Annotated in this window: 17 protein-coding genes; 2 read left to right on the forward strand and 15 right to left on the reverse strand. The window is 64.6% G+C overall.

What is annotated here, in order from left to right:
• Positions 1-35: 35 nt before the first annotated feature.
• The 15 genes from tssK to HZI36_RS19060 all read right to left on the reverse strand — a co-directional run bounded on the left by tssK (position 36) and on the right by HZI36_RS19060 (position 18,686).
• The gene (gene tssK / locus HZI36_RS18990; protein WP_179404204.1) at positions 36-1,397 is read right to left on the reverse strand and encodes a type VI secretion system baseplate subunit TssK; all 1,362 of its coding nucleotides are present in this window, start codon (positions 1,395-1,397) and stop codon (positions 36-38) included.
• Complete coding sequence (locus HZI36_RS18995; RefSeq protein WP_179404264.1) at positions 1,394-2,365, reverse strand: type VI secretion lipoprotein TssJ; 972 nt, start codon at positions 2,363-2,365, stop codon at positions 1,394-1,396. Before HZI36_RS18995 ends, tssK begins: the two co-directional genes overlap by 4 nt.
• Positions 2,365-2,751: a DUF4150 domain-containing protein gene (locus HZI36_RS19000; protein WP_179404205.1), complete on the reverse strand. Its 387-nt coding sequence runs from the start codon at positions 2,749-2,751 to the stop codon at positions 2,365-2,367. The genes HZI36_RS18995 and HZI36_RS19000 overlap by 1 nt, the downstream gene beginning before the upstream one ends.
• A gap of 25 nt (positions 2,752-2,776) precedes the next feature.
• Positions 2,777-3,382: a DUF3540 domain-containing protein gene (locus HZI36_RS19005; protein WP_246327133.1), complete on the reverse strand. Its 606-nt coding sequence runs from the start codon at positions 3,380-3,382 to the stop codon at positions 2,777-2,779.
• Positions 3,382-4,353 (reverse strand): pentapeptide repeat-containing protein, encoded by a 972-nt coding sequence (locus HZI36_RS19010; RefSeq protein WP_343050296.1) that lies wholly within the window; start codon positions 4,351-4,353, stop codon positions 3,382-3,384. Before HZI36_RS19010 ends, HZI36_RS19005 begins: the two co-directional genes overlap by 1 nt.
• Before the next feature lie 95 nt (positions 4,354-4,448).
• Positions 4,449-6,680, reverse strand: a complete 2,232-nt coding sequence (locus HZI36_RS19015; protein WP_179404266.1) for a pentapeptide repeat-containing protein — start codon at positions 6,678-6,680, stop codon at positions 4,449-4,451.
• A gap of 5 nt (positions 6,681-6,685) precedes the next feature.
• Positions 6,686-8,977 carry a type VI secretion system Vgr family protein gene (locus tag HZI36_RS19020; RefSeq protein WP_179404207.1) on the reverse strand — a complete coding sequence of 764 codons (2,292 nt, stop codon included), beginning with the start codon at positions 8,975-8,977 and terminating at the stop codon, positions 6,686-6,688.
• Complete coding sequence (gene tssH, locus HZI36_RS19025) at positions 8,968-11,694, reverse strand: type VI secretion system ATPase TssH (RefSeq protein WP_179404208.1); 2,727 nt, start codon at positions 11,692-11,694, stop codon at positions 8,968-8,970. Before tssH ends, HZI36_RS19020 begins: the two co-directional genes overlap by 10 nt.
• Positions 11,691-12,668 (reverse strand): type VI secretion system baseplate subunit TssG, encoded by a 978-nt coding sequence (locus HZI36_RS19030; protein WP_179404209.1) that lies wholly within the window; start codon positions 12,666-12,668, stop codon positions 11,691-11,693. The genes tssH and HZI36_RS19030 overlap by 4 nt, the downstream gene beginning before the upstream one ends.
• Positions 12,665-14,545 carry a type VI secretion system baseplate subunit TssF gene (gene tssF, locus HZI36_RS19035; protein WP_179404210.1) on the reverse strand — a complete coding sequence of 627 codons (1,881 nt, stop codon included), beginning with the start codon at positions 14,543-14,545 and terminating at the stop codon, positions 12,665-12,667. The genes HZI36_RS19030 and tssF overlap by 4 nt, the downstream gene beginning before the upstream one ends.
• Before the next feature lie 17 nt (positions 14,546-14,562).
• Entirely contained in the window at positions 14,563-14,988 is a 426-nt protein-coding gene (locus tag HZI36_RS19040; protein WP_179404211.1) for a GPW/gp25 family protein, read from the reverse strand.
• A 77-nt stretch (positions 14,989-15,065) separates the two neighbouring features.
• Positions 15,066-15,593 carry an Hcp family type VI secretion system effector gene (locus HZI36_RS19045; RefSeq protein ID WP_179404212.1) on the reverse strand — a complete coding sequence of 176 codons (528 nt, stop codon included), beginning with the start codon at positions 15,591-15,593 and terminating at the stop codon, positions 15,066-15,068.
• 110 nt (positions 15,594-15,703) lie between these two features.
• Positions 15,704-17,215 (reverse strand): type VI secretion system contractile sheath large subunit, encoded by a 1,512-nt coding sequence (gene tssC, locus HZI36_RS19050; RefSeq protein ID WP_179404267.1) that lies wholly within the window; start codon positions 17,213-17,215, stop codon positions 15,704-15,706.
• Positions 17,212-17,721 (reverse strand): type VI secretion system contractile sheath small subunit, encoded by a 510-nt coding sequence (tssB, locus tag HZI36_RS19055; RefSeq protein WP_179404213.1) that lies wholly within the window; start codon positions 17,719-17,721, stop codon positions 17,212-17,214. Before tssB ends, tssC begins: the two co-directional genes overlap by 4 nt.
• 29 nt (positions 17,722-17,750) lie before the next feature.
• Positions 17,751-18,686, reverse strand: coding sequence for a type VI secretion system protein TssA (locus HZI36_RS19060; RefSeq protein WP_343050297.1), 936 nt, complete (start codon positions 18,684-18,686; stop codon positions 17,751-17,753).
• A gap of 362 nt (positions 18,687-19,048) precedes the next feature.
• Between HZI36_RS19060 and HZI36_RS19065 the strand changes: the two genes are divergently transcribed.
• Positions 19,049-19,246, forward strand: coding sequence for a hypothetical protein (locus HZI36_RS19065; protein ID WP_179404214.1), 198 nt, complete (start codon positions 19,049-19,051; stop codon positions 19,244-19,246).
• A 73-nt stretch (positions 19,247-19,319) separates the two neighbouring features.
• Positions 19,320-19,565: a hypothetical protein gene (locus tag HZI36_RS19070; protein WP_179404215.1), complete on the forward strand. Its 246-nt coding sequence runs from the start codon at positions 19,320-19,322 to the stop codon at positions 19,563-19,565.
• Positions 19,566-19,575: the final 10 nt, after the last annotated feature.

Raw genomic sequence — 19,575 nt, forward strand, 5'->3', positions numbered from 1 at the left:
GCAGATTCATCGCCGGTCACCGTCCATATCGTGAGTCATGCCACCTTGCCGTCCCTTAGCCCCCACGCCTCGAAGTGCAACTCCGGAAAGTCGCCGACGATACGCAGCGCCATCGCGGAACCCGCGAGCGTCTGTGCCCAGAACGGATCGTTCGACTCGACTTCGAAATAGACGCTTTGCGCGTAGTACGGAATCTGGCGCGGCGGATGGGGTAACGGAATCAGGCGCGCCCCCGGCAATTGCAGATCGACGAGCTTCTGAATCTGCTCGACGGCCCCGAGCTTGGCCTGCTGCGGCAGAAGGTGACGCAGCTTGTCCGCCGGCATCGCGGCCGACACGGCAAAGACGAGTTTCTTGAGATTCCACTGTTTGTCGAGCACGCAGATGTAAACCTGATCGCCGCGATCGTCGAAGCGCAGCGGCAACACCGGCGTCTCGATCACCCGGGCGAGCGCGTGCCGCAGTGTCGCGGCAAGGGGCTCGAAGCTGCGCTGCAAGTCGTCGTGACGGTAATCGAACGGGCGGTCCGCCAGTTCGTCGCCGACGCCGGGCAGCACGCTGAGTCGCCCGAGCAGGCCGACCAATTCGTGATACAGCATCGCCGGCGGCAACGGATCGAACGCATCCAGATGCTCGAGCCGCATCCGGTACTCGGCGATCGCCTGGCGCAGCAGCAGTTCGATCAGATCGGCGACGCCGCCGCCGGTAGACAGCACACGCTGCCCGGAAGTATTCGCCAGCCGTACACGAAGCGCCCCCCGCAACTCGTCGATCAACGCAGTCAGCACGACGTTCGCGCGCGTATCGAGCAGCGGGGGGATGAAGCGCGAATCGAGCCGCACCGCATGACCCGCGCCGCGGCCCTCGACTCTCGCAATCGGCAGCGCAACCTCGTCGGCGCGCAGATGCGATTTCCAGCAGAGGCGCGTCATCAGCCGGCCTGTTTCGATCGTCAGATTGCGCGGCGTGCCGGGCGCGTCGAGGCCGAGTGCCAGATCCGGCACCTCGGTCGGCACGGCGAGATAGCGTGACGTCGACGCCACGTCGCCGAATGCCATCTCCGGCGCGCCGCTGCGAGCGGCCTGAACCGCGAAACACGCTACGTCGCCCGACTGCGCGTGCTCGGTATCGAGCGGCGCGGGCAACGGATCATCGGACGGCAACGAAAATGCAGTGCCGTCCTGGAATACGCCCCGTGCGCGGCGCAGCCCGAGACGGCCAAGCCCCAAACCGTCCTGATCGACGTCGAGCATCGTGAATCCCCAGCCATGATTCGATGTCTGCCCGAGCCGCAACGCGACCTGATGGGACAGATGACGCTCGAGCTGCTGGAAATGCTGCGTTTCGATCAACAGGCCGTCGCTCCATGCGACCGGCCCAACCGGCAGACTGCTCATTGACTGACACTCCTTGCGTCTGATTCGGGGTGGCGAACGGGCTTGCCCGCGTGACCGGCGGCATGGGGGGCACTCGGAGGCGGACCGTCCGGCACCACCGGTACGCGCCCGGGCAGCAACGCTTCGTAGATGCGAGGATGGCGGGCACTCGGAGGCCGACTGCCCGGCGTCACCCGTGCCTGTCTCGGCGGCGACGCCTCGGGCATGCCAGCATGGCGGGTCATCGAAGGTGGACTGCCCGGCGCCACCGGTGCGGGCCTCGGCAGCGACGCGTCGTAGATGCCTGGTGGGCGGGCACCCGGAGGCGGACTGCCCGGCGTCACCGGTACGGGCCCCAGCAGCGACGCGCCCGGGATGCCAGCATGGCGGATACCCGGAGGCGGACTGCCCGGCGCCACGGGTACAGGCGCCGGCAACGGCGCGCCGGGGATGCCAGCATGGTGGGCACCCGAAGTCCGACTGCCCGGCACCACCGGTACGGGCCCCGGAAGCGACGCGTCGTAGATGCCGTCGCGATCGAGCCACAACGCGACCTGAATCACTCCGCTGCCGTCGACGGGCATGCGCAGAGGCGCGTATTGAGCCGGGCGCCGCGCGTAGTCCGCGTCGGCGACGAGCCAGATCTTGCCGCTCGGCGAAACATCGATCCAGAACTGCAGCACCTGGTTCGGCGCGATGACATGGCGCGACACGCTGAGCACGGTGCCGTCCTGGTCCCGGCCGGCACAAGACGCATCGCCGCTCGCCATCGGCACCCAGTCGATCGCATTCACGATGTAGACGCATGACTGAACCGGCCTCGGCTCACCGCTCGTGGTCACGTTCAGCCGGCTCCCGCCGATCAGCGTGACGAGCAGCTGACGCTGACTCGAACTCTGACGCGGCTCGGCAGGCTTCGGCGCGAATAGCGAGCAACCGGACAGCATGCCCAGCACGAGCGCGACGATGAGCGACCGGAGGCCTGTCATCAACTGAGCGTCATCGTGATGGTCTGGGACGGCACGATCGACTGCCCCGCCGTGTTCTGATTGTTCGGCAGGTTCGTATCGGTCAGTCGGGTCTGCGGTGCGCCCTGGATCATCACCTTGCCGGATCCGGTCACGTGCCGCGACAGCGCCGACACCGTGCCCGACGCAACGCCCCCCATCGATCCGCCCTCGTCGCAGTGCGTGATCGGGATGATCGTGTTCATGTTGTGGACCGGCCCGCCCGAATAAATGATGTTCGGCACGTTCGGCACGGCCTCCGGCTTGTTTGCGATATTCGGATAGCAAACCGGAATCGCGAGTGGCGGCGTCTTGCAGACGTCCGCGCCGGCAAGCGCCATGCCGCCGGCGGAACAGTTGGCAAACATGAGAACCTCCGTGTGAGAACCGGGATCAACCCATGTGAATCTGGCCGGCGTCGACTTTCAACAACGACGCCGATGTCACGACCGCGCTATTCGCGTGCAATCCCATATGACGTTCGGTATGGACGAACGTATTGCCCGCATGCGTCGCGTCGGTGCCGCTCACGCACGCGTGCCGCTCGCCGGCGGCCTGCGTGACCACCTCCGCCCGGCTGGCGAATCGTGCGGCCTCGAGCGTGAGCCGGTCGCGCGCCTGCATGCGCACGTCATGAGCTTGCAGCCGCACGCTGGCCTCGCCGAAATCGAGCACGAGATCGCAGCCGCCTTCGCGGCGTTCGAGGATCGCCAGAATCCAGTTGCCTGCCGGCGTGTGGTACAGCTGCACCAGATCGCCGCACCGCGGCTTCACGACGCAACTGATCGCGGTACGGGCGGACAGACGGCCGCCGGGCGCGAGCGCGACCCACCATGCACCGTCCGCCGCCGTTTCGCCGATTCGGCCGATCGTGACGTATCCGACCGGATGAACAACCGCCGGCCGCCGGAGCAGCGTAGCCAGCGGCCCCGACAACCGATCGTCGCCGACAACGGACCTGGCCTCGTCCCCGCTGGCCGATTCCAGAATGGTCATCATCACTCTCCTCTTGCCCCAGGTTGGACACGTCGTTGCCATGCATCGTCATCGTCGGCAAACGCGTGCTCGAAAATCGCTTGTCGTGTATCCGCGGCGAGCCATGCGCGCCTCGGCTGTCCGGTCAACAGGCCAGCCCGGCAATCGCAACCATTCAGATCGACCGTCTCGAGTTCGGCGCCCCGCGCGTCCAGTCTCTCGAGGCGAGCGCCCGTCAGCTTCACGCGAAGGAGCCGCGCATGGCGGAATGCGACGCGTGGCGCATGCAATCGCTGAAGATCGCAGTCCGCCAGCACCGCGTGATCGAAAATCGCCTGCGTCAGATCGGTTCCCGATACCGACAGGCCGCGGACCTTCGCATGATCGAAGCTCGCAAACGGTAGGCGGCTCTCGTCGATCCGGCCTTCCGTCCACGTGCAATGCGACCAGGCGGCCTGGCGCAGATCACACTCGCGAACGATCATTCCTTCGATCTGCGAATCAATCCACCTCACGTTGATTCCTCGACAATGCTCGATCGCATGCCGATTGCAGCGACTCTTTCCGACAATGAAATTCACCAGCTCCGCCGAGCGGATGCCGAGGTCCGCGGATGCCACGTCGATCCACGACGTATCCGACCAATGCCCGCCATTCAGCGTGACGTTCGCGAGATGGCTTGCGACGAACGACACGTGCGCCGTCCGCACGCGTTCGAAATGCCAGTCCACGCCATCCGTCTTCGAGAAAATCGAGTCCCGGACCTGTCCGCCCCGCCATTCGGCGCCCCGGATCTCGCCGCCGGTCAACGACAGCCCCCGTAGCCGGCAGTCGTCCCATGTCGTTTCGATGACGCGGCAGTTCTCGTGATGGATGCGGATCGCCTCGCAACGCTCGAAACGATTGCCGTCGAATCGGCAATCGACGAAGTTCACGTTCGACATCCGGCAGTCGGACCACGTCAAATGATCGAAATGACAGCCTTCGTAGATCACGTCGGCCAGATCGAGTCCACGATGAGACGACGTGTAGTGCCGCTTCCTGATGACCAGCGGGAGCGCCGGCGCTGCCGTCGACGGATTTGGGGCGTTCATCCCTGCCTCCTCGGCACATCGAGCCTGCCCGCGTTCAGGTTGTGGCGCCACGCGCCCGCACCGGGAAGGTGTGCCCAACCCATCCGCGCGCGGATCAGGTTGCAGTCGCGCACCCGGGTTTCGTGCATGTCCGCGCCGTACAGCATCGCTTCCTTCAACGAGCAACGGTCGAACGAGGCGCCAAGCAGGCGGGCATGCGTCAGATTTGCCCCTTCGAGCACGGTGTGCGACCAGATGGAGCGTTCCGCTTTCAGGTGCTGGGCATTGAGTCGAACGAACGAGCAGTGCTCGACCCGCAGCGCGTCCGCATGCAGATCCTGAAAGCTCGATGACTGAAACACGCAGTCGCTGACGCGCGCGCGGTCGATCGACGTGCGGTGCGACAATACCGCGAACGAGAGCGTGCACTGCTGCCATGTGCTGGCCGTCAGATCGCTCAGCAGCACACTCGGCTTCGCCAGCTTGCATTGCGCAAGCGCCAGGCCGGCGAATTCGCATTCGACGATCGCGAGACTGTCGGCCTGCACGCGAACCCAGGCCCAGCGACGGGCGTCGACCCGGTTCCACGACACGCTCGTCCATGCCACGTCGCGCACCGTTCCCCCCTCGCCGCCGCCGCCCTGGACCGTCACCAGGGACCAGGCGCCGCCTGTCGCCGACAGCGCGTCGAGCCCGCATTCGTCGATACTGACGCGCTCCAGCTCGACGTTGTTCCATGCGCCGCGCCGCAGCAGGCTGCGGACCAGCGCGCCACCGTGCCAGATCACGCCGTCAAACACCGCATCGACGAATGAACAGTCGACCATGTGCACCTGGATCAAACGGCTGTTCCGCCAGATGCTCCGATCGAATCGGCAGCGCTCGAAACGCAGCGCCTGCATGCGCCAGCCGTCGAAACTCAATCCGGACAGATCCGCGTCGCGGATCGTCTCATCCTTCAGTTCCGAATGGCCGGCTCCGCCGAAATAGGCTCGCCAATCGCGGCCGCGGTCGCGGTCGCGGGACGGCGCGACTGGCCATGCCGCATCGCCGGCCGCGTCCCGGAGACCGTGCGACGCCTGCTGGCCGGCTCGCGCCTCCATCAGAGACTGCCGGTGGCGCTCGAGCCGTTCGACGATCTCCGTGCGCGGTCGCGACGGCGGCGAGAAGCGCGGATGGTCATCGGCGTCGAGAATCAACTCCCAGGCCCAGCCCTTTTCGGTCGACGGCATCAGCACGTGATCCGCCAGTTGCGTCGGGTCGGTGGAGGACACGTCAGCGCGCTGCGCGGCAAACGCCATCATGGCGCCGGTGTCGATCCGCTCGCCCGCGTCTTTCAGCGACGCCACCAGCATCTCCGGCGCATCGTCCAGCACATAATCGATCGTGACCGCCCCATTCCACCACAGCACGCCGACATCGCTGTCGGGCAGAAGCCAGACGGTCTGCTGACGTAACGCCACCTGCTCGGCGTCAGGGTGACCGGTACGCGTCACCAGCGCAACCGCGGCGAGACGCGGCAGCGTACCGGCATAGCCTTCTCCGCGCGCGCCGAAGCCGTTCAACTGAAAGGGAGCGCCGGCTGCCCACACGTCGCCACGCGACCACTGATCGGGCGCGGCCTGCTGAAAGAACCTCGGGTCGACGCTTTCCGGCCAGCCCATGTGAGTACCGTCACGCGCCATCGCTTCCGCGGAGCCTGGGCGATGCGGCATCCACTGGCGGCGCTCGGGCCAGTCGGTCCCGAGCACGCCCATTGCGGCCAGCGGCTCCGGGCGAACGCCAAACGTGGAGACGCGCTGCAACGGTGCCGTGCCGGACGCGATCCCGAACGGGTTTTCGCCCGCATGGCCCGCGGCCGCCTCCGTCGGATCGATTGCAACCGTCGCGAATCCCCCCGGTGCATCGCGCCCGTCGGCACGCGCCTGACACGAGACGGTCTTGCGCACGCCATCCAGTTCCGCCAACGCCGCCCAATCGACCGTGCGGCCGACTTCATCGGCCGGCACGCGGCATACCGAATGTCCGGCGAGCATCCATTCCGCGCGCCATTTCGGCATCGCCGCCTCCACGAGCGGCATCGACGGAGCCGCGGCCTTGACGGCCTCCCAAACGGCTGCCTCGTGGACCAGTATCGCCGGCTCGCTGAGCCGAAAGCCCACGCCGATACTGATTGCCAGCATCGGCCGGGAACCGATCTGCGTGCGCGTCGTCGCGATGAGCGCGGCCTGTGGTTTGATGTGGCGCAGCGGCATCAGCTTTTCACCTGCATGCCGACTTTTTTCAGGTCGATGCCGGTGTCGGCATAGCTCGCGCCGGTATACGCAAAGCTGAACCCGGTCGTCGACACGCTGCTGCCGGTCGCCGAAACACTCGACCCCACCGCGTTCGTCGAACTGCCGATCGCTACTGCGCTCGATCCCACCGCGCTCGTCAGGCTTCCGATCGTCGAGGTCGACACGCCCGCGATGATCGTCGACGTGCCGGTCGTCCAGACCGATGAGCCCATGATGACGTTCGACGTGCCCGTCACCACCGTGCTGTTGCCCGTCACGGCGTTCGACGTGCCGGTATAGGCCTCCGACACGCCGATCGTGCTCCGTGATTGCCCCGTGAACGACATGCTGACGTCCGTCATCGACGCCGCGATGCCCGTCATGCTGGTGGCGACGCCGGTTACCGCCGTGCTCGTTCCGACCACGCTGGTCGCCATGCCGGTAAACTTCGTGGCGGTGCCGATCGCTTCGGCATAGACGCCAATGTACGCCGAGTACACGCCGTTGAAGGACGTGTTCACGCCGGTAAACGTCGTATCGACACCCTTGAAGCCGAATCCGACGCCGGTGAAGGACGTACTGAGTCCCGTAAACGCCGTGGAAACGCCCGTGAAACTGGCCGACAGACCGGTGTACGAAATCGAAATGCCGGTGTAACTGACCGTCATGCCGGTGACCGACGTGGCCGTTCCCTTGACGGACGTATTCATGTCCTGGCCGACGGCTTTGGAGCTGTTGCGCTCGCACGTCTCCTGCATGTCGCGTTCGGAATGGAGCATCAGGCGCTCCGCGCCGCGCTGATCGTCGAACGTGAGCTGGCTCGCGTTCTGGTTCTGCCCAGCGGACTTCACCGAGCGTGATACCAGCCCCGTATAGCGAACGTCCTTCGGCAAATCGTACGGCGTCGGATTCTCGCCGTTGTAGACGATGCCCGTCACGAGCGGCCGGTCGAGATCGCCGTCCACATAGGTCACCAGCACTTCCTGGCCGACGCGCGGCATCGCGAGCACGCCCCACCCTTTCCCGGCCCAGGCTTGCGACACCCGGATCCAGCACGACGCGTCGGCTTCCGACGTCTTGTAGCGATCCCAGTGGAAATGCACGCGAATCCGCCCCAGCTTGTCGGTATGCACCTCCGACATCTGCGGCCCGACCACAGTCGCGCTCTGGATACCCGGCACTTCCGGCCGTCGAGTCACGAGCAGCGGCCGATAGGGCTGGTCGTCCTCGAGCGCGCGGAATTTCACCGCGACATTGCGGCCCTGCGAGGTGCTGTCCGGACCGTCCTGGATAAACGACAGCTCGCTGCCGATCACGTAGTAGCGGCGATTGCGCGTCGGCGCCGGATAGCCGGCGAGCGTAAATGCCCGCCCGGTCGCCAGGCCGCGAACATTCGCGTGGCCGTTCAGCACGCGCGCATCGGCTTGAAACGCCTCCAGTCTCAAGCGCGCGAGCCGCTCGCCGCCCTGCGGATCCTGGTAGCCCGTTCCGTAGTCGTAGTACTCGAGCGCCACCCCCGACAACGCGGGCGCCGACGTTGCCCGCGCGTCGCTGTCGAGCCGGTTCGATGGCGCCAGGTAATTGAAGTCGCGCAATGCGACGTTGTTCGATCGTACCCGCCGCGTGCGCTGCAGTCGCTGCACGCCCTCCCGGCCCTGAATCGCCCGGGACTCCTCGCCGTCCGGAAGATACTGCAACTGGCCGGACGAGAAGGACAGATCCTCGAAGCGCGGATGATCCGACAGCACGACCACGTGTCGATCCGCCTCGTGTTCGACCCAGAAATAGATGCCCTCGTCCTCGAGCAGGCGCTTGACGAAGTTCAGGTCGGTTTCCTGAAACTGCACGCAATATTCACGCGGCTCATACGCGCCTTCGAGGTCGCGGCGGTAATCGAAACGCTGATGCCCGCGGAAAACCTGTTCGACGATCTCCGGCACCGACAGATTCTGGAAGATCCGGCTGTTGCGGTTTTCCTGGAGAAACGACAGCCAGCTTCCCAGTTCGAGCGTATAGGTGTACTGGCCGCTCAGTTGTCCGGTGTCGTAACCGCCGAACACGAACGCATTGAAGGTTCGCATCGCGCCGTCGCCCAGATCGATGTCGGCCGACAGCGACGTGCCCAGCAGCATGTCGAGATCCAGCTCCGGATCGCGGCTCAGCAAGTCGAGACGGTAGGCCGGCTCCTGCGAGAAATTCTCCCGAACGGACAGCGAAAGTGCGACGACGCTCGAGTCCAGCGCATCACCGCGCAATTCGATCAGACGCATGCCGATTCTCCTTCCGAGCCGGCATGCGCCGGCGAGACCGCGCTGTCATCCGCCGCGTCATCGGCGGCAATCGTCATGCCGATGTGGGTTGAGCCGGCATCCCCATCATCGAACGACAGCGACAACGTGTCGCCGACGGACAGCCGGACCGTCCGCAACGGTCGATCTTCAGCGCGCGCGGCAAGCAAGCCCCGCGCGATCGCGGGCATCACGTGCTGGCGCAGCAAATCGCGCACCGCTCGACCGTTTGCCGGATGCCGTGAAATCGCCTGCGCAATCCAGTTCGCCACGCCGTCATCGACGCGCCATGCGAAGCCATTCTGCGCGAGCCGCTGGCCGATCTCGTCGAGTGCCTGATGCGCAATGCCCGTCAGCGCGCCGACATCGAGCGGCCGGAACGCGACGATCTGGATCCGGGCAAGCAGCGCCGCCGAGAAGCGCCCTTGCAGTCGCCCACGCACCAGCGCCTCGAGCCTGGCCTGGGACACATGCGGATCCGCGTGGCACGCCGCTTCGATATCCGCGTCCCCGAGATTGGTCGTCAACAGAATCAGGCTGTTGCGAAAATTGATGCGCCGCCCTTCGCCGTCCTCCATCCAGCCCTGGTCGAACACCTGGTAGAAGACTTCATGAATATCCGGGTGCGCGCGGTCGAACTCGTCAAGCAACAGCACGCTGTACGGCCGCTTCCTGATCGCTTCGGTCAATCGGCCGCCTTTACCGTAACCCGCGTAGCCGGGCGGCGCCCCTTTCAGCGTCGACACGGTATGCGCCTCCTGGAACTCGTTCATGTTGAATTGCACGAGACTGCGCGCGCCGCCGAACAGCAATTCGGCAAGCTTCGCGGCCGCCTGACTCTTGCCGGTGCCCGTGGGACCCGCAAGCAACATGACGCCGATCGGACGCTGCGGATCCCCGAGCCCGGAATGTGATACCTGCAGCGCCTGCGCGATCGAGCGCAGCCCTCCCGCTTGGCCGTGGATGTTCGCGTTGAGCGACGCCTCGAGCGCCGCGATTCTCTGCGCGTCGTCCTGCGCGAGCTGTACGACCGGCACACCAGTCCATTCCGCAAGCACTTCGGCAATGACGCGTTCGTCCACCCAGGGCCGCACCCACCGGTCGGCACCGGCGCGCATCGCCAGCGCCGCGCCATCGGCGGACTCCGCCAGCGCGGCGCCAGTTGCGCGCTCCCGTTTCGGCTCACTGGTCTCCGCGTTCAAGCGCTCGAGCCAGGCGCGCACTTCCTCGCGCTGCGCGTCGACCTCCCTTTCGAGCGAGCGCGCCTGCATCGTCAACTGATCGCGGCGAGCCGCGAGTTCGGCCTCGTCTCCCGGCGTATCGACGCCCATCCTCCGGTCGCTGGCGCGCCAGCCGAGCGTCTGCCCGATCGAGCGAGTCTGCTCGATGAGCCGCTCCAGCTCGGGCGGCACGCCGCTCTGGCTCATCGCGACGCGCGCGCACGCCGTGTCCAGCAGGCTGATCGCCTTGTCGGGCAACTGACGGGCCGGCAGGTAGCGGCGCGACAGCGTCACCGCGCCATGCAGCGCGGCATCCACGATGAACACCTGGTGATGCCGCGCGAATCGCGGCGCAATGGTGCGAAGCATGTCGACGGCGGTGACGTCGTCCGGCTCCTCGATGGACACGGCCTGAAAGCGCCGGACCAGCGCCGCGTCCGGCTCGATATGCTGCTTGTATTCCGCCCAGGTCGTCGCGGCAACCATCCGCAACTGGCCGCGCGCGAGCATCGGTTTGATCAGGTTCGCCGCATCGCCGGTCCCGGCCGAACCGCCCGCCCCGATCAGCGTATGCGTCTCGTCGCAGAACAGGATCACGGGCCCCGGCATCGCGAGCACCGCATCCATCAACGCCTTCAGCCGCTGCTCGAACTCGCCTCGAACCCCGGCGCCCGCCTGCAATCGAGCCAGATCCAGCGCCCAGACCTGCGCGTCCACCATGCCGGGTGGGACGGCCCCGGCGTGAATCTTCTGCGCGAGCGCCTCGACGACGGCCGTCTTGCCGACCCCCGCTTCGCCGAGCAGAATCGGATTGTTCTGACGCCGCCGCGACAGGATATCGATCACGGTGCGCAATTCGCCGTCACGGCCGACCACCGGATCCAGTTCGCCATGGGCCGCCTGATCCGTCACGCACGTCGCCCATTTCGACAGCACCTCCCGGGGCGTGTCGCCCGTCGCCGCTGCGCCCGCGATTGCACTGTCGCGCGGCTCCGGGCACTCGTCGGCCTCTGGCCAGCCGGCCGCGAGCGTGTCGTATCGCTCGACGATCTCATCCAGTGACGCGGCCGTGATGCCGTTCCGCACGCGTTGCTGTAACCAGCGGCGCGTCGATTCGTCGTCGAGCCAGGAGAGCAGCAGGTGTCCGGAACGCACCGTGGCCGCCGGCGCGGCGGTGCGGCTCCAGATCACCGCCGGGCCGACGCTGTGTTCGAGCGCACGGGAGATGTCGCGCAACGACTCGCCACCGACATCGAACGTGTCGAGCGCCTTTTCCAACTGGTGCTTCACGTCGCCGAGGTCATGCCCCCACGCCGTGAGCAGCCGCGCAAAATCGCTCTGCTCGCGCTGAAGCAGGCACATCGCCCAATGGTCCAGGTCGATGAACATGTGCCGCCGCGCGCGCCCGAGCACGGTCGCATCGACGAGCGCCGCATAGGCCGTGCGGCCCAGACAGTTGAATATGCGTTCACGATTCACGCGTCACCCCGGAAAGATTCATGGACAGTCAGCGTACGAAGCGCATGATTCGGCCTCGACCACGCGTCGACGCCGATCCGCATGCGGCCGATCCTCCCCGCCAGTTCGGGACACGTGCGCACCTGAACCTTGATGACGGGATCGACCGCTCCATCGACGAAATCGGATGCGACCGCGCATACCGCCATCACGGCCGGCGCGCGGCGCTGCCAACGATGGAACTCGCCGGCCGCCAGCGGGCCGATCACGATCTCCATCGAATACTGGACGTCCCAGATCCGTGCCCCGAGCCGCCACGTGCCGACGCGCCTCCGGGCACCCGTGGCGTGCATCACGGAAACCCAGCGGCCGTGGCGCGGCACGACCTTCAGCGGAACATGGAAATAAGCGCCGAGCACTCGCTGCAAATCCACCAGCGAGCGGCGCCGCGCGCAATAGGCGCCCGGAAACGCGTGCCGGCAAGCCATCGCATCGCGTGCGACCGCCGCGTCCTGTCGTGCGTTCGCGAATGACGTGACCCGCTCGACGAACGCATTGCGTCCACGCTCGCAGCCGAGCACCGGATGCATCGACGACCACGCGAGATAGTGCATCCACGCCAGATCGCCACAGACCAGATTGACGAAGCGCTCGAAAGCCGGATTGCGCTCGACGTTTCGCTCGTGCATCGCATGTTCGGTCACGGACAGCGGCATCGGCCCGTATGGCGCGAACAAACCGAAATGTCGCTGGATCACGCTGACCCGGGGGCCGTCGCGGTGGTCGATACCGCGTCGCTGCCGGACGTCGATGCGTGAAATTTCGGTGCTCGCGAAGCCCATGTCGGCCGATTGCTCGATTCGCAGCCAGCCCGGACTGCGTCGCACGAATCGAGATGAGCCGTTACGTTCACGCTCCAGCATCTCGATCCGGCGCATCAGTTCGAAAAACGTCCGGCGTGGCGACAGGACCTGCAGGATCCGTTCGAATTTCACTGCAACCTCCCATCACTGCCGGCCACATTCGTATGCGTACTGATTGCTTCGCCGTCGAGTCGCACGATGGCCTCGATGCCGTCGTTCAGCGAGGCCGCTTCCGAGAGTGCCTGCGCAAGCACGCGCCCGAACAACCACCCGCCGCGGTCCGCATGCGCGGATTCCGCGATGTCGATGTCGATCCGCGTTGCCCGCACCAGTGCAATGGGCGTGGCCCGCCCCGTCGCGACAAATTGGGCGCCAAGCACGACCGAGCGCAAACTGTCCACGCGTTGCCGGTCGAGCGCATCTTCGCGGCTGGCGGCGAGATACATCTGCTCGACGACGCGGGCGGTGATGTCCTGCCGTCGCGCGTTGCGCAGCGCGAGCGGATTCTGTCCAAGATACGACGCGGCATTCCAGCATTCGTCCATGGCCGGCATGCCCCGTGGCGCGCTGGCCGGCCACAGGCATTCGACGCGCTGCACGGCGACCGGATCCAGCAGGCTCAGCTCGGCGTCGAGCAGCGCGGAGGTGCGCCAATCCCGGTCGGCAACCAGCGCCTTGCCGGTAATGGAAGCGATATCGTCCAGTTCAACCAGGCCGGCCGGCGCAGATACGCTAATCAGATCGTGGCTGGACAATGGATCGCGGGGATCGCGGGGATCGCCGTGGTCGCGCCGGGAGCCGTCGGCGAGCGGCGCGCTGTCCCGGCGCAGTCCGTATCGAATCGCGTTGTCGTCCGCGTCGTACCCGGCCGTCTCGAGCACCGCACGCGCCGGGTGCGCGTTGCCGTTGCGCTCGCACACGTGTACTTCGGTCACCCCCCACAGGTGGTAGGCAGCCGGCGCGATCCGGTCGACCGGGATCCACTGCTCGGTGAGATTCGGATCATAAGGAACCGGATCGAAGCGCTTCGGATACAGATTGATTGCGGGTGTCGCGAACAATCGGAACTGATTGGCGGAAACCTCTCCGACGAGCCCCTTCGGGAGCTGCTGTATTCCGACGACGAGTTCGAACGAGCGCGCCGACGGGGCGGCCCTGGCGATCGACTCCAGAACGTCGACATGGACACCCAGCAATCGCGCGGGTTGGGCGAAGTACTCGCGAAGCACGCGCAGGCCGGGCAAGCCGCCGACGTCCGACGGCAACAACGCTTCGTCATCGGCGATGCCGGACAACCGGACATCCGCCGCCGACAGCGGCAGTACCTCATCGCCGAAATCGGTCGACACGACGGCGCACCACGTACTGCCGGAAGCAAGCAGCGCCTGATGCAACGCATAGGCGCGCGGCAGGTCGCCCGCGAGGCTCAGATGCAGGGGCGCCAGGCGAACGTCGTTCCGACGCAACTCACCTGCGGTCGCCAGTCCTTCGAGCTCAAAGGCGAATCGCACGACCGCCTGCGACGACGCAAGCCGCTGCGCGAGCGGTGACGGCAGGCCGTTCAGGCTCCGGCCGCACTCGACCTTCTCGAGCCGCAACGGCAGCAACGTAACGTCTCGCGCGGTGGCAAACATCACCGGCAACTTGCGTCCCGGCAATCGGGCCGCGATGAGCGAGCCGCGCGGCAGCGTCTTGTGCTGAAACGCCTCCGGCGAGGCCAGATCCGTGTGAAACGCAAAAGTCGACATGGCGGGCGTCGTCGCCATGAAGAGCGGGCAGACACGTCCGAGCGCTTGCCGTGCGAATTCCGCACATTCGCGATCGAGACGCGCCTGCACGCGTGCCGACAGATAGGCGACGCCTTCGAGCAAGCGCTCGACGAACGGATCGGTCACGGCATCCGGATGCAGGCCGAGCGCCGCGGCGACCTGCGGGTGCTCGCGTGAAAATCGGGCACCCGCATCGCGCAACTGCCGTAGTTCGTCGTTGTAGTGATCCAGAAAGCTCATGTTCGTACGCGCCCCCGTCAGCCGTCGGCCGGGCTGAAAAAGCCGTTCAGGTAATCGAATGCGAGACTTACCCTGAGTTCGGCCCCGCCGTCGCGGACCGTCGTCCGGATGTCGAAATACAGCATCTGCCGCATGGGTCGGTCTCCGAGCCGGGGCTGCACGACGGTGCGACTGCCATCCACCCGCGGCTCGAATCGGCGAATGACCTCGCAGATATGGGCCGCCGTCCGCATCGGATCGACCCGGAACGCGCCGCTGACCTGCAATGGCGGCGAGCCGTAGTTCAATACCGAATAAGCGGCTGGACTGTCTGCGGGCGCGTCGATACGTGCGCCGCGCAACGCGCAGTTCATCAGGTCCGCCACATGGCGGCAGACGACCTCGCCAAACGAATCGTTCCGACATCCTGTCGACAGCTTGCTGTAGAGCGGATGCGAGTTCATACGCCATCTCCTCGCGCGTGATGCAAGGCCGCAACGCGAACCATGGGCGGCCAGAAGAAGGCCGCCCCCCATGCCTGTTAAATCGGCGCGTTCATCTTGAGGTCGTAGCCGGCCTTGATCACCGCCCCCATCGTGCCGTCATTGCGCTGCTCGCGATACTCGAACTCGATCTGCGCGAAGTTGATCTTGATCTCGTCGGTCGGCAGCACGTTGTCGACCTCGCCGCTGCCATTCCCCAACTGCGAGAACGGCATGTTGCCGAGCGTTCGGAACGACGACACGAGACCGCTTGCAAACGTGATCGTCAGGAATTCCTGCTGGCCTTTCCCGGACTTTCGGCAAATCAGCTTCGCGTTGGCGATGTGATCGCCCGTCGCGCACATCAGGAACAGCTTGGGAGACGCCTTGTTGGACACCATGCGAAACTCGAAGTCCTTCATCTCGACCTTGCCTGCGCCACCCCCACTGCCGAACCCCCAGCGGCCGGAGTTCTCTTCCGCCCACTGCCAGCTCTGAATCTGAATCAAGCCCGGATATTGCTGATCGGTCGACTCGCCTTCAACACCATCGATCTGGAGAAAATAATCAACCAATGCATTCGACATTATCTGCACTCCTACTCTTATAGAGACTGGCCGTGACGGCCGCACTCGAGGTACGGCACCTTTCTATTTCAGCGCCCTCCGATCGGAACGAAAACGGCGATCATTGCCGGTTAGCTGCCCGACTCCTGCTTGATGGATGGAAGCTTCGAAACCAGCCTGAGAGACACGGTCAACCCCTCCAGCTGAAAATGGGGGCGCAGAAAGAACTGCGCGCGGTAGTACCCCGGATCCTCCGGGATGGCATCGACGACAACCTCGGCGGCGGACAGCGGGCGCTGCGCCTTGGTGATTTCGCTGGAAATCGACGGGTCGCCATCCACGTAATTCATCAGCCAGTCGTTCAACCAGCGTTGCGTGTCCTCGCGGGACTTGAACGAACCGATCTTGTCGCGGACGATGCACTTCAGATAGTGAGCGAACCGGCACGTCGCGAAAATGTACGGCAGCCGGGACGAAAGGTTCGCGTTCGCTGTCGCGTCGTCGTCCTCGTACACGGCCGGACGGTGTACCGTCCTGGCGCCGATGAACGCCGCCGTATCCGAATTTTTCCGATAGACGAGCGGCATGAGGCCCGACTCGGACAATTCGTGTTCCCGCCGGTCCGAAATCGCAATTTCCGTCGGGCAATGCAGTTCGATCTCGTTGCCCAGTGACGGCAGCACGAATTTCGACAACACCTCGACCGCCCCGCCCGACTCGATCCCGCGAATTTTCGTGCACCAGCCATAGGTTTTGAATGCGCGCGTGATGTTCGCTCCCATCGCATACGCGGAATTTGCCCAGCAAAAATCTTCCGCGCGATTCGGATCGACCTTCTCGTCGAATCCGAATTCCTCGACCGCCTGCGTTTTCGGACCGTACGGAACGCGCGCGAGGAAGCGCGGCAACGTCAGCGCCAGGTAACGGGAATCGTTGCTCTCGCGCAGCCGCCGCCAGAACGCATACTCGGTCGACGTGAATATCTTGGCAACGTCGCGCGGGTTGGACAGCTCGCTCCAATTGTCCATCTGCAGCAATCCCGGCGCGGCCGCGGAGATGAACGGCGCGTGCGCGGCCGCGGCAATCTTCGACATCTCGGTCAGGATCGACACGTCCTGCATGCCGTGATCGAACTGGTAGTCGCCAATCAGGCAACCGAACGGTTCGCCGCCGAATTGGCCATACTCCTGCTCATAAATCATCTTGAAGATCGGACTTTGATCCCAGACCACGCCCCTGAAACGCCGGAGCGTCTTGCCAAGCTCGCCCTTCGAAATATTCAGGTAGCGAATCTTCAGGTTCTCGCCCGTGTCCGTGTTCGACACCAGATAATGCAGGCCGCGCCACGCCCCTTCGAGCGCCTGGAAACGCTTGTTGTGCAATACCTCGGTGAGCTGACCGGAAATCTTCCTGTCGAGCTCCGCGATCAACTGCTCGATCGTCTGCGCGACATCCTCGCGCACGACGATCTGGCTTCTGCGCGCGTAGGTCAGCAACGTTTCGACCGCGCTCTGCACGGCTTCGGCAGCCTCGTTCGTCCGCGGACGAAACGATCGGCGCAGAATATCCTTCAAGTCGTCGTCGACCCGCTCCTCGAGCACAACGCCGGCCGGCGCGAATTCGGACTGGTTCAGCGTGCTCATTTGATCTCCTGATTGGAAGTCGGGTGGTCGTCGGCCGACCACTTCGGATTCTTCAGCAGCTCGTGAATCAGATCCTCCGCCGCCACTTTCCCGTCCATGTAGGTCAGCAGCTCCTTGAGACGATTTCGCGCATCGAGCAGCGCCGAGAGTTCGGGAATCCGCCTGACGACTTCCGCCGGCTCAAACGAATCCATGGATTCGAACGTCAGATCGATCGGGATCAGCGTGCCATCGTCGGTGAGGACGTTTTTCACGTGGTAACTGAGAGCCGGCGCGATCTGCGCCATGCGCTCGTCGAAATTCTCCACGTCGATCCCCACGAAACGACGATCTTCAACCGCGCCGAGCGACTCGACGTTGTCGCCGGACAAGTCCGCCATCACGCCGGCGACGAACGGCAGTTCGACTTTTTTCTGCGAACCGTAGATCTCGACGTCGTATTCAATCTGCACACGCGGCGCACGACTTTCTCCGATGAATTTCTGCCCATCCTTTTGACGTACCACGACGTTCCCTCCTCGACAGGACAATTGATTTATCTGGCCACGGCTCCCGGTCGGCTCAGTTGCGCCGCCAGCGCGGCGCCATCGGCGTAGAGTTCAGCCATCATCTCTTCGAACCCCGCGCCCAGCATTCGCCGGATTCGCGACAGAAAGATCGGCGCCGGATGACTCGGCTCATGAATGCGAAAGTACTCGGCGATGCATTCCAGCGCGGCGTCCACGTCCTCTCGCGTCGTCAGCTCGGAACGGGCGCGCAATGGCTTTGCCTGCTCAGTCGCCGCGATCGCCCGCTCCGTCTCGCGTGCCGCCAGGCGATCGGCCGGCCGATCGGTCGGATTCAGGTGAGCGAGCGCCGCATCGAGTAGACCGAGTACACGCGACAGATCGAATGGCCTTTCCACGGCAGTCGTCAATTCCGCAATTCTCAAAACCGACTCCCTGATTTCCGGCAAAACGATATTTGCTGTCGCGTTGAATTCACTTTCGCCCGGAATTTTTTCCGCGACCTCGCCTCGAGCCAGTTCATCAAGCGTAATACCGCGCTCTTCGAAACGAGCCTGCCTGCACTGATGCAAAAAAGATGCGCTCGATATCCAGCCAAGATGGAGCACATGCATTTCGCGCGGGGATTCACCCGGCAGTGCGCGCGGCTGAATCTCGTCGATGGGCAAGCTCATGATGCCGGCCAGGCATCCGATGCCGTCCGCCAGGCCCGCGACGCCTCGCCTGGCGATACAGGCCCGGAGATACCAGATCGCGACGCGAATGTCGTTGGCCTTCCTCAGCAGCTCGACACACGCTTTTTCGACATTCCCCCATTGAAACGCCGGCTCGCCTTTTCGCAACGGCACATCTCCGAGCGAGTCGTGTTCGCAAATCAACGAATCCAGTCGAATGAATTCTTCATCGAAATCCAGCGCATTGAACTCCGCAAGATTTTCCTTTTCATTCAAATCGAGCTCGGCCACCTGGCACTCCCCTTAGCTGCAACGCATTTACGTCTGCTTGCGTCTAAAAAATACAAAGGTGAAATTGATTGTGGTCGCCAGTCTGGTTTTATGCAATTCGGTAAAACTAATTAAGTTGATTTTTCTCAACATTTATTTTTTCGCATGAAAAACGCGGAATTCGATTGGAAAAGTTATTCAAATTGTTAAATTCTGACTCGGGGAAACAAAAACGGCGCGCCATAGACGCAGTAGACCCCGCGCCGGAACATCGAAACGGCCTACGTCCGGATGAACCGGGGGGCCGCTAGGGGGCCGACCCAATCGGCCATTGCGCGCATGGAAGTGCTAGGATGGAATGACACCGACACCGGAGGCAGCGCATGTCGCCGATCCTTACTCCCGAAGCCATCGAAGCGCTGAAGTGGATCGATCAGTTCGGCGAGAGCCGGCCGTTTCCGCCGGCGTTCGCGAATGTCGTCTACGCGTTGCTCAGCGACGGGCTCGTCTACCAGAGCGCGGAAGGCCGGGCCGAGCTCACCGACGACGGCAAAGCCTTCTTGTCCGACGAATACGACTGACCGTGGCGCGCCCGCGCCCGACACCCGGCGCGATTGGCCGTGCGCGGTACGCGGTTCGTCAACGGAGTGCGCGATGGAACCGAAAGGCAGCGATCTCGGCGATTACAGCGAGCCGTACCGCGGCTTCGAAATCGAGGTGAAGACCGAGCAGGTCTGGGACGGCGAGCGCGTGCACTACCGCGTGCTGCAGGGCGACGCGGTGCGGATCGACTGGCGGCTCGTGAAGGTCGACGGCCTGCTGCTGACCGAGCACCGGATCATCGAGTGGGTGCTCGACGAGGGGCGGCGCGCGGTGGATACGGAGCTGGCGGGCGGGTAGCGTTGGGCGA

Origin of the sequence: Burkholderia guangdongensis (genome assembly GCF_013403875.1) — a bacterium.
GTDB classification, from domain to species: Bacteria; Pseudomonadota; Gammaproteobacteria; order Burkholderiales; family Burkholderiaceae; genus Burkholderia; species Burkholderia guangdongensis.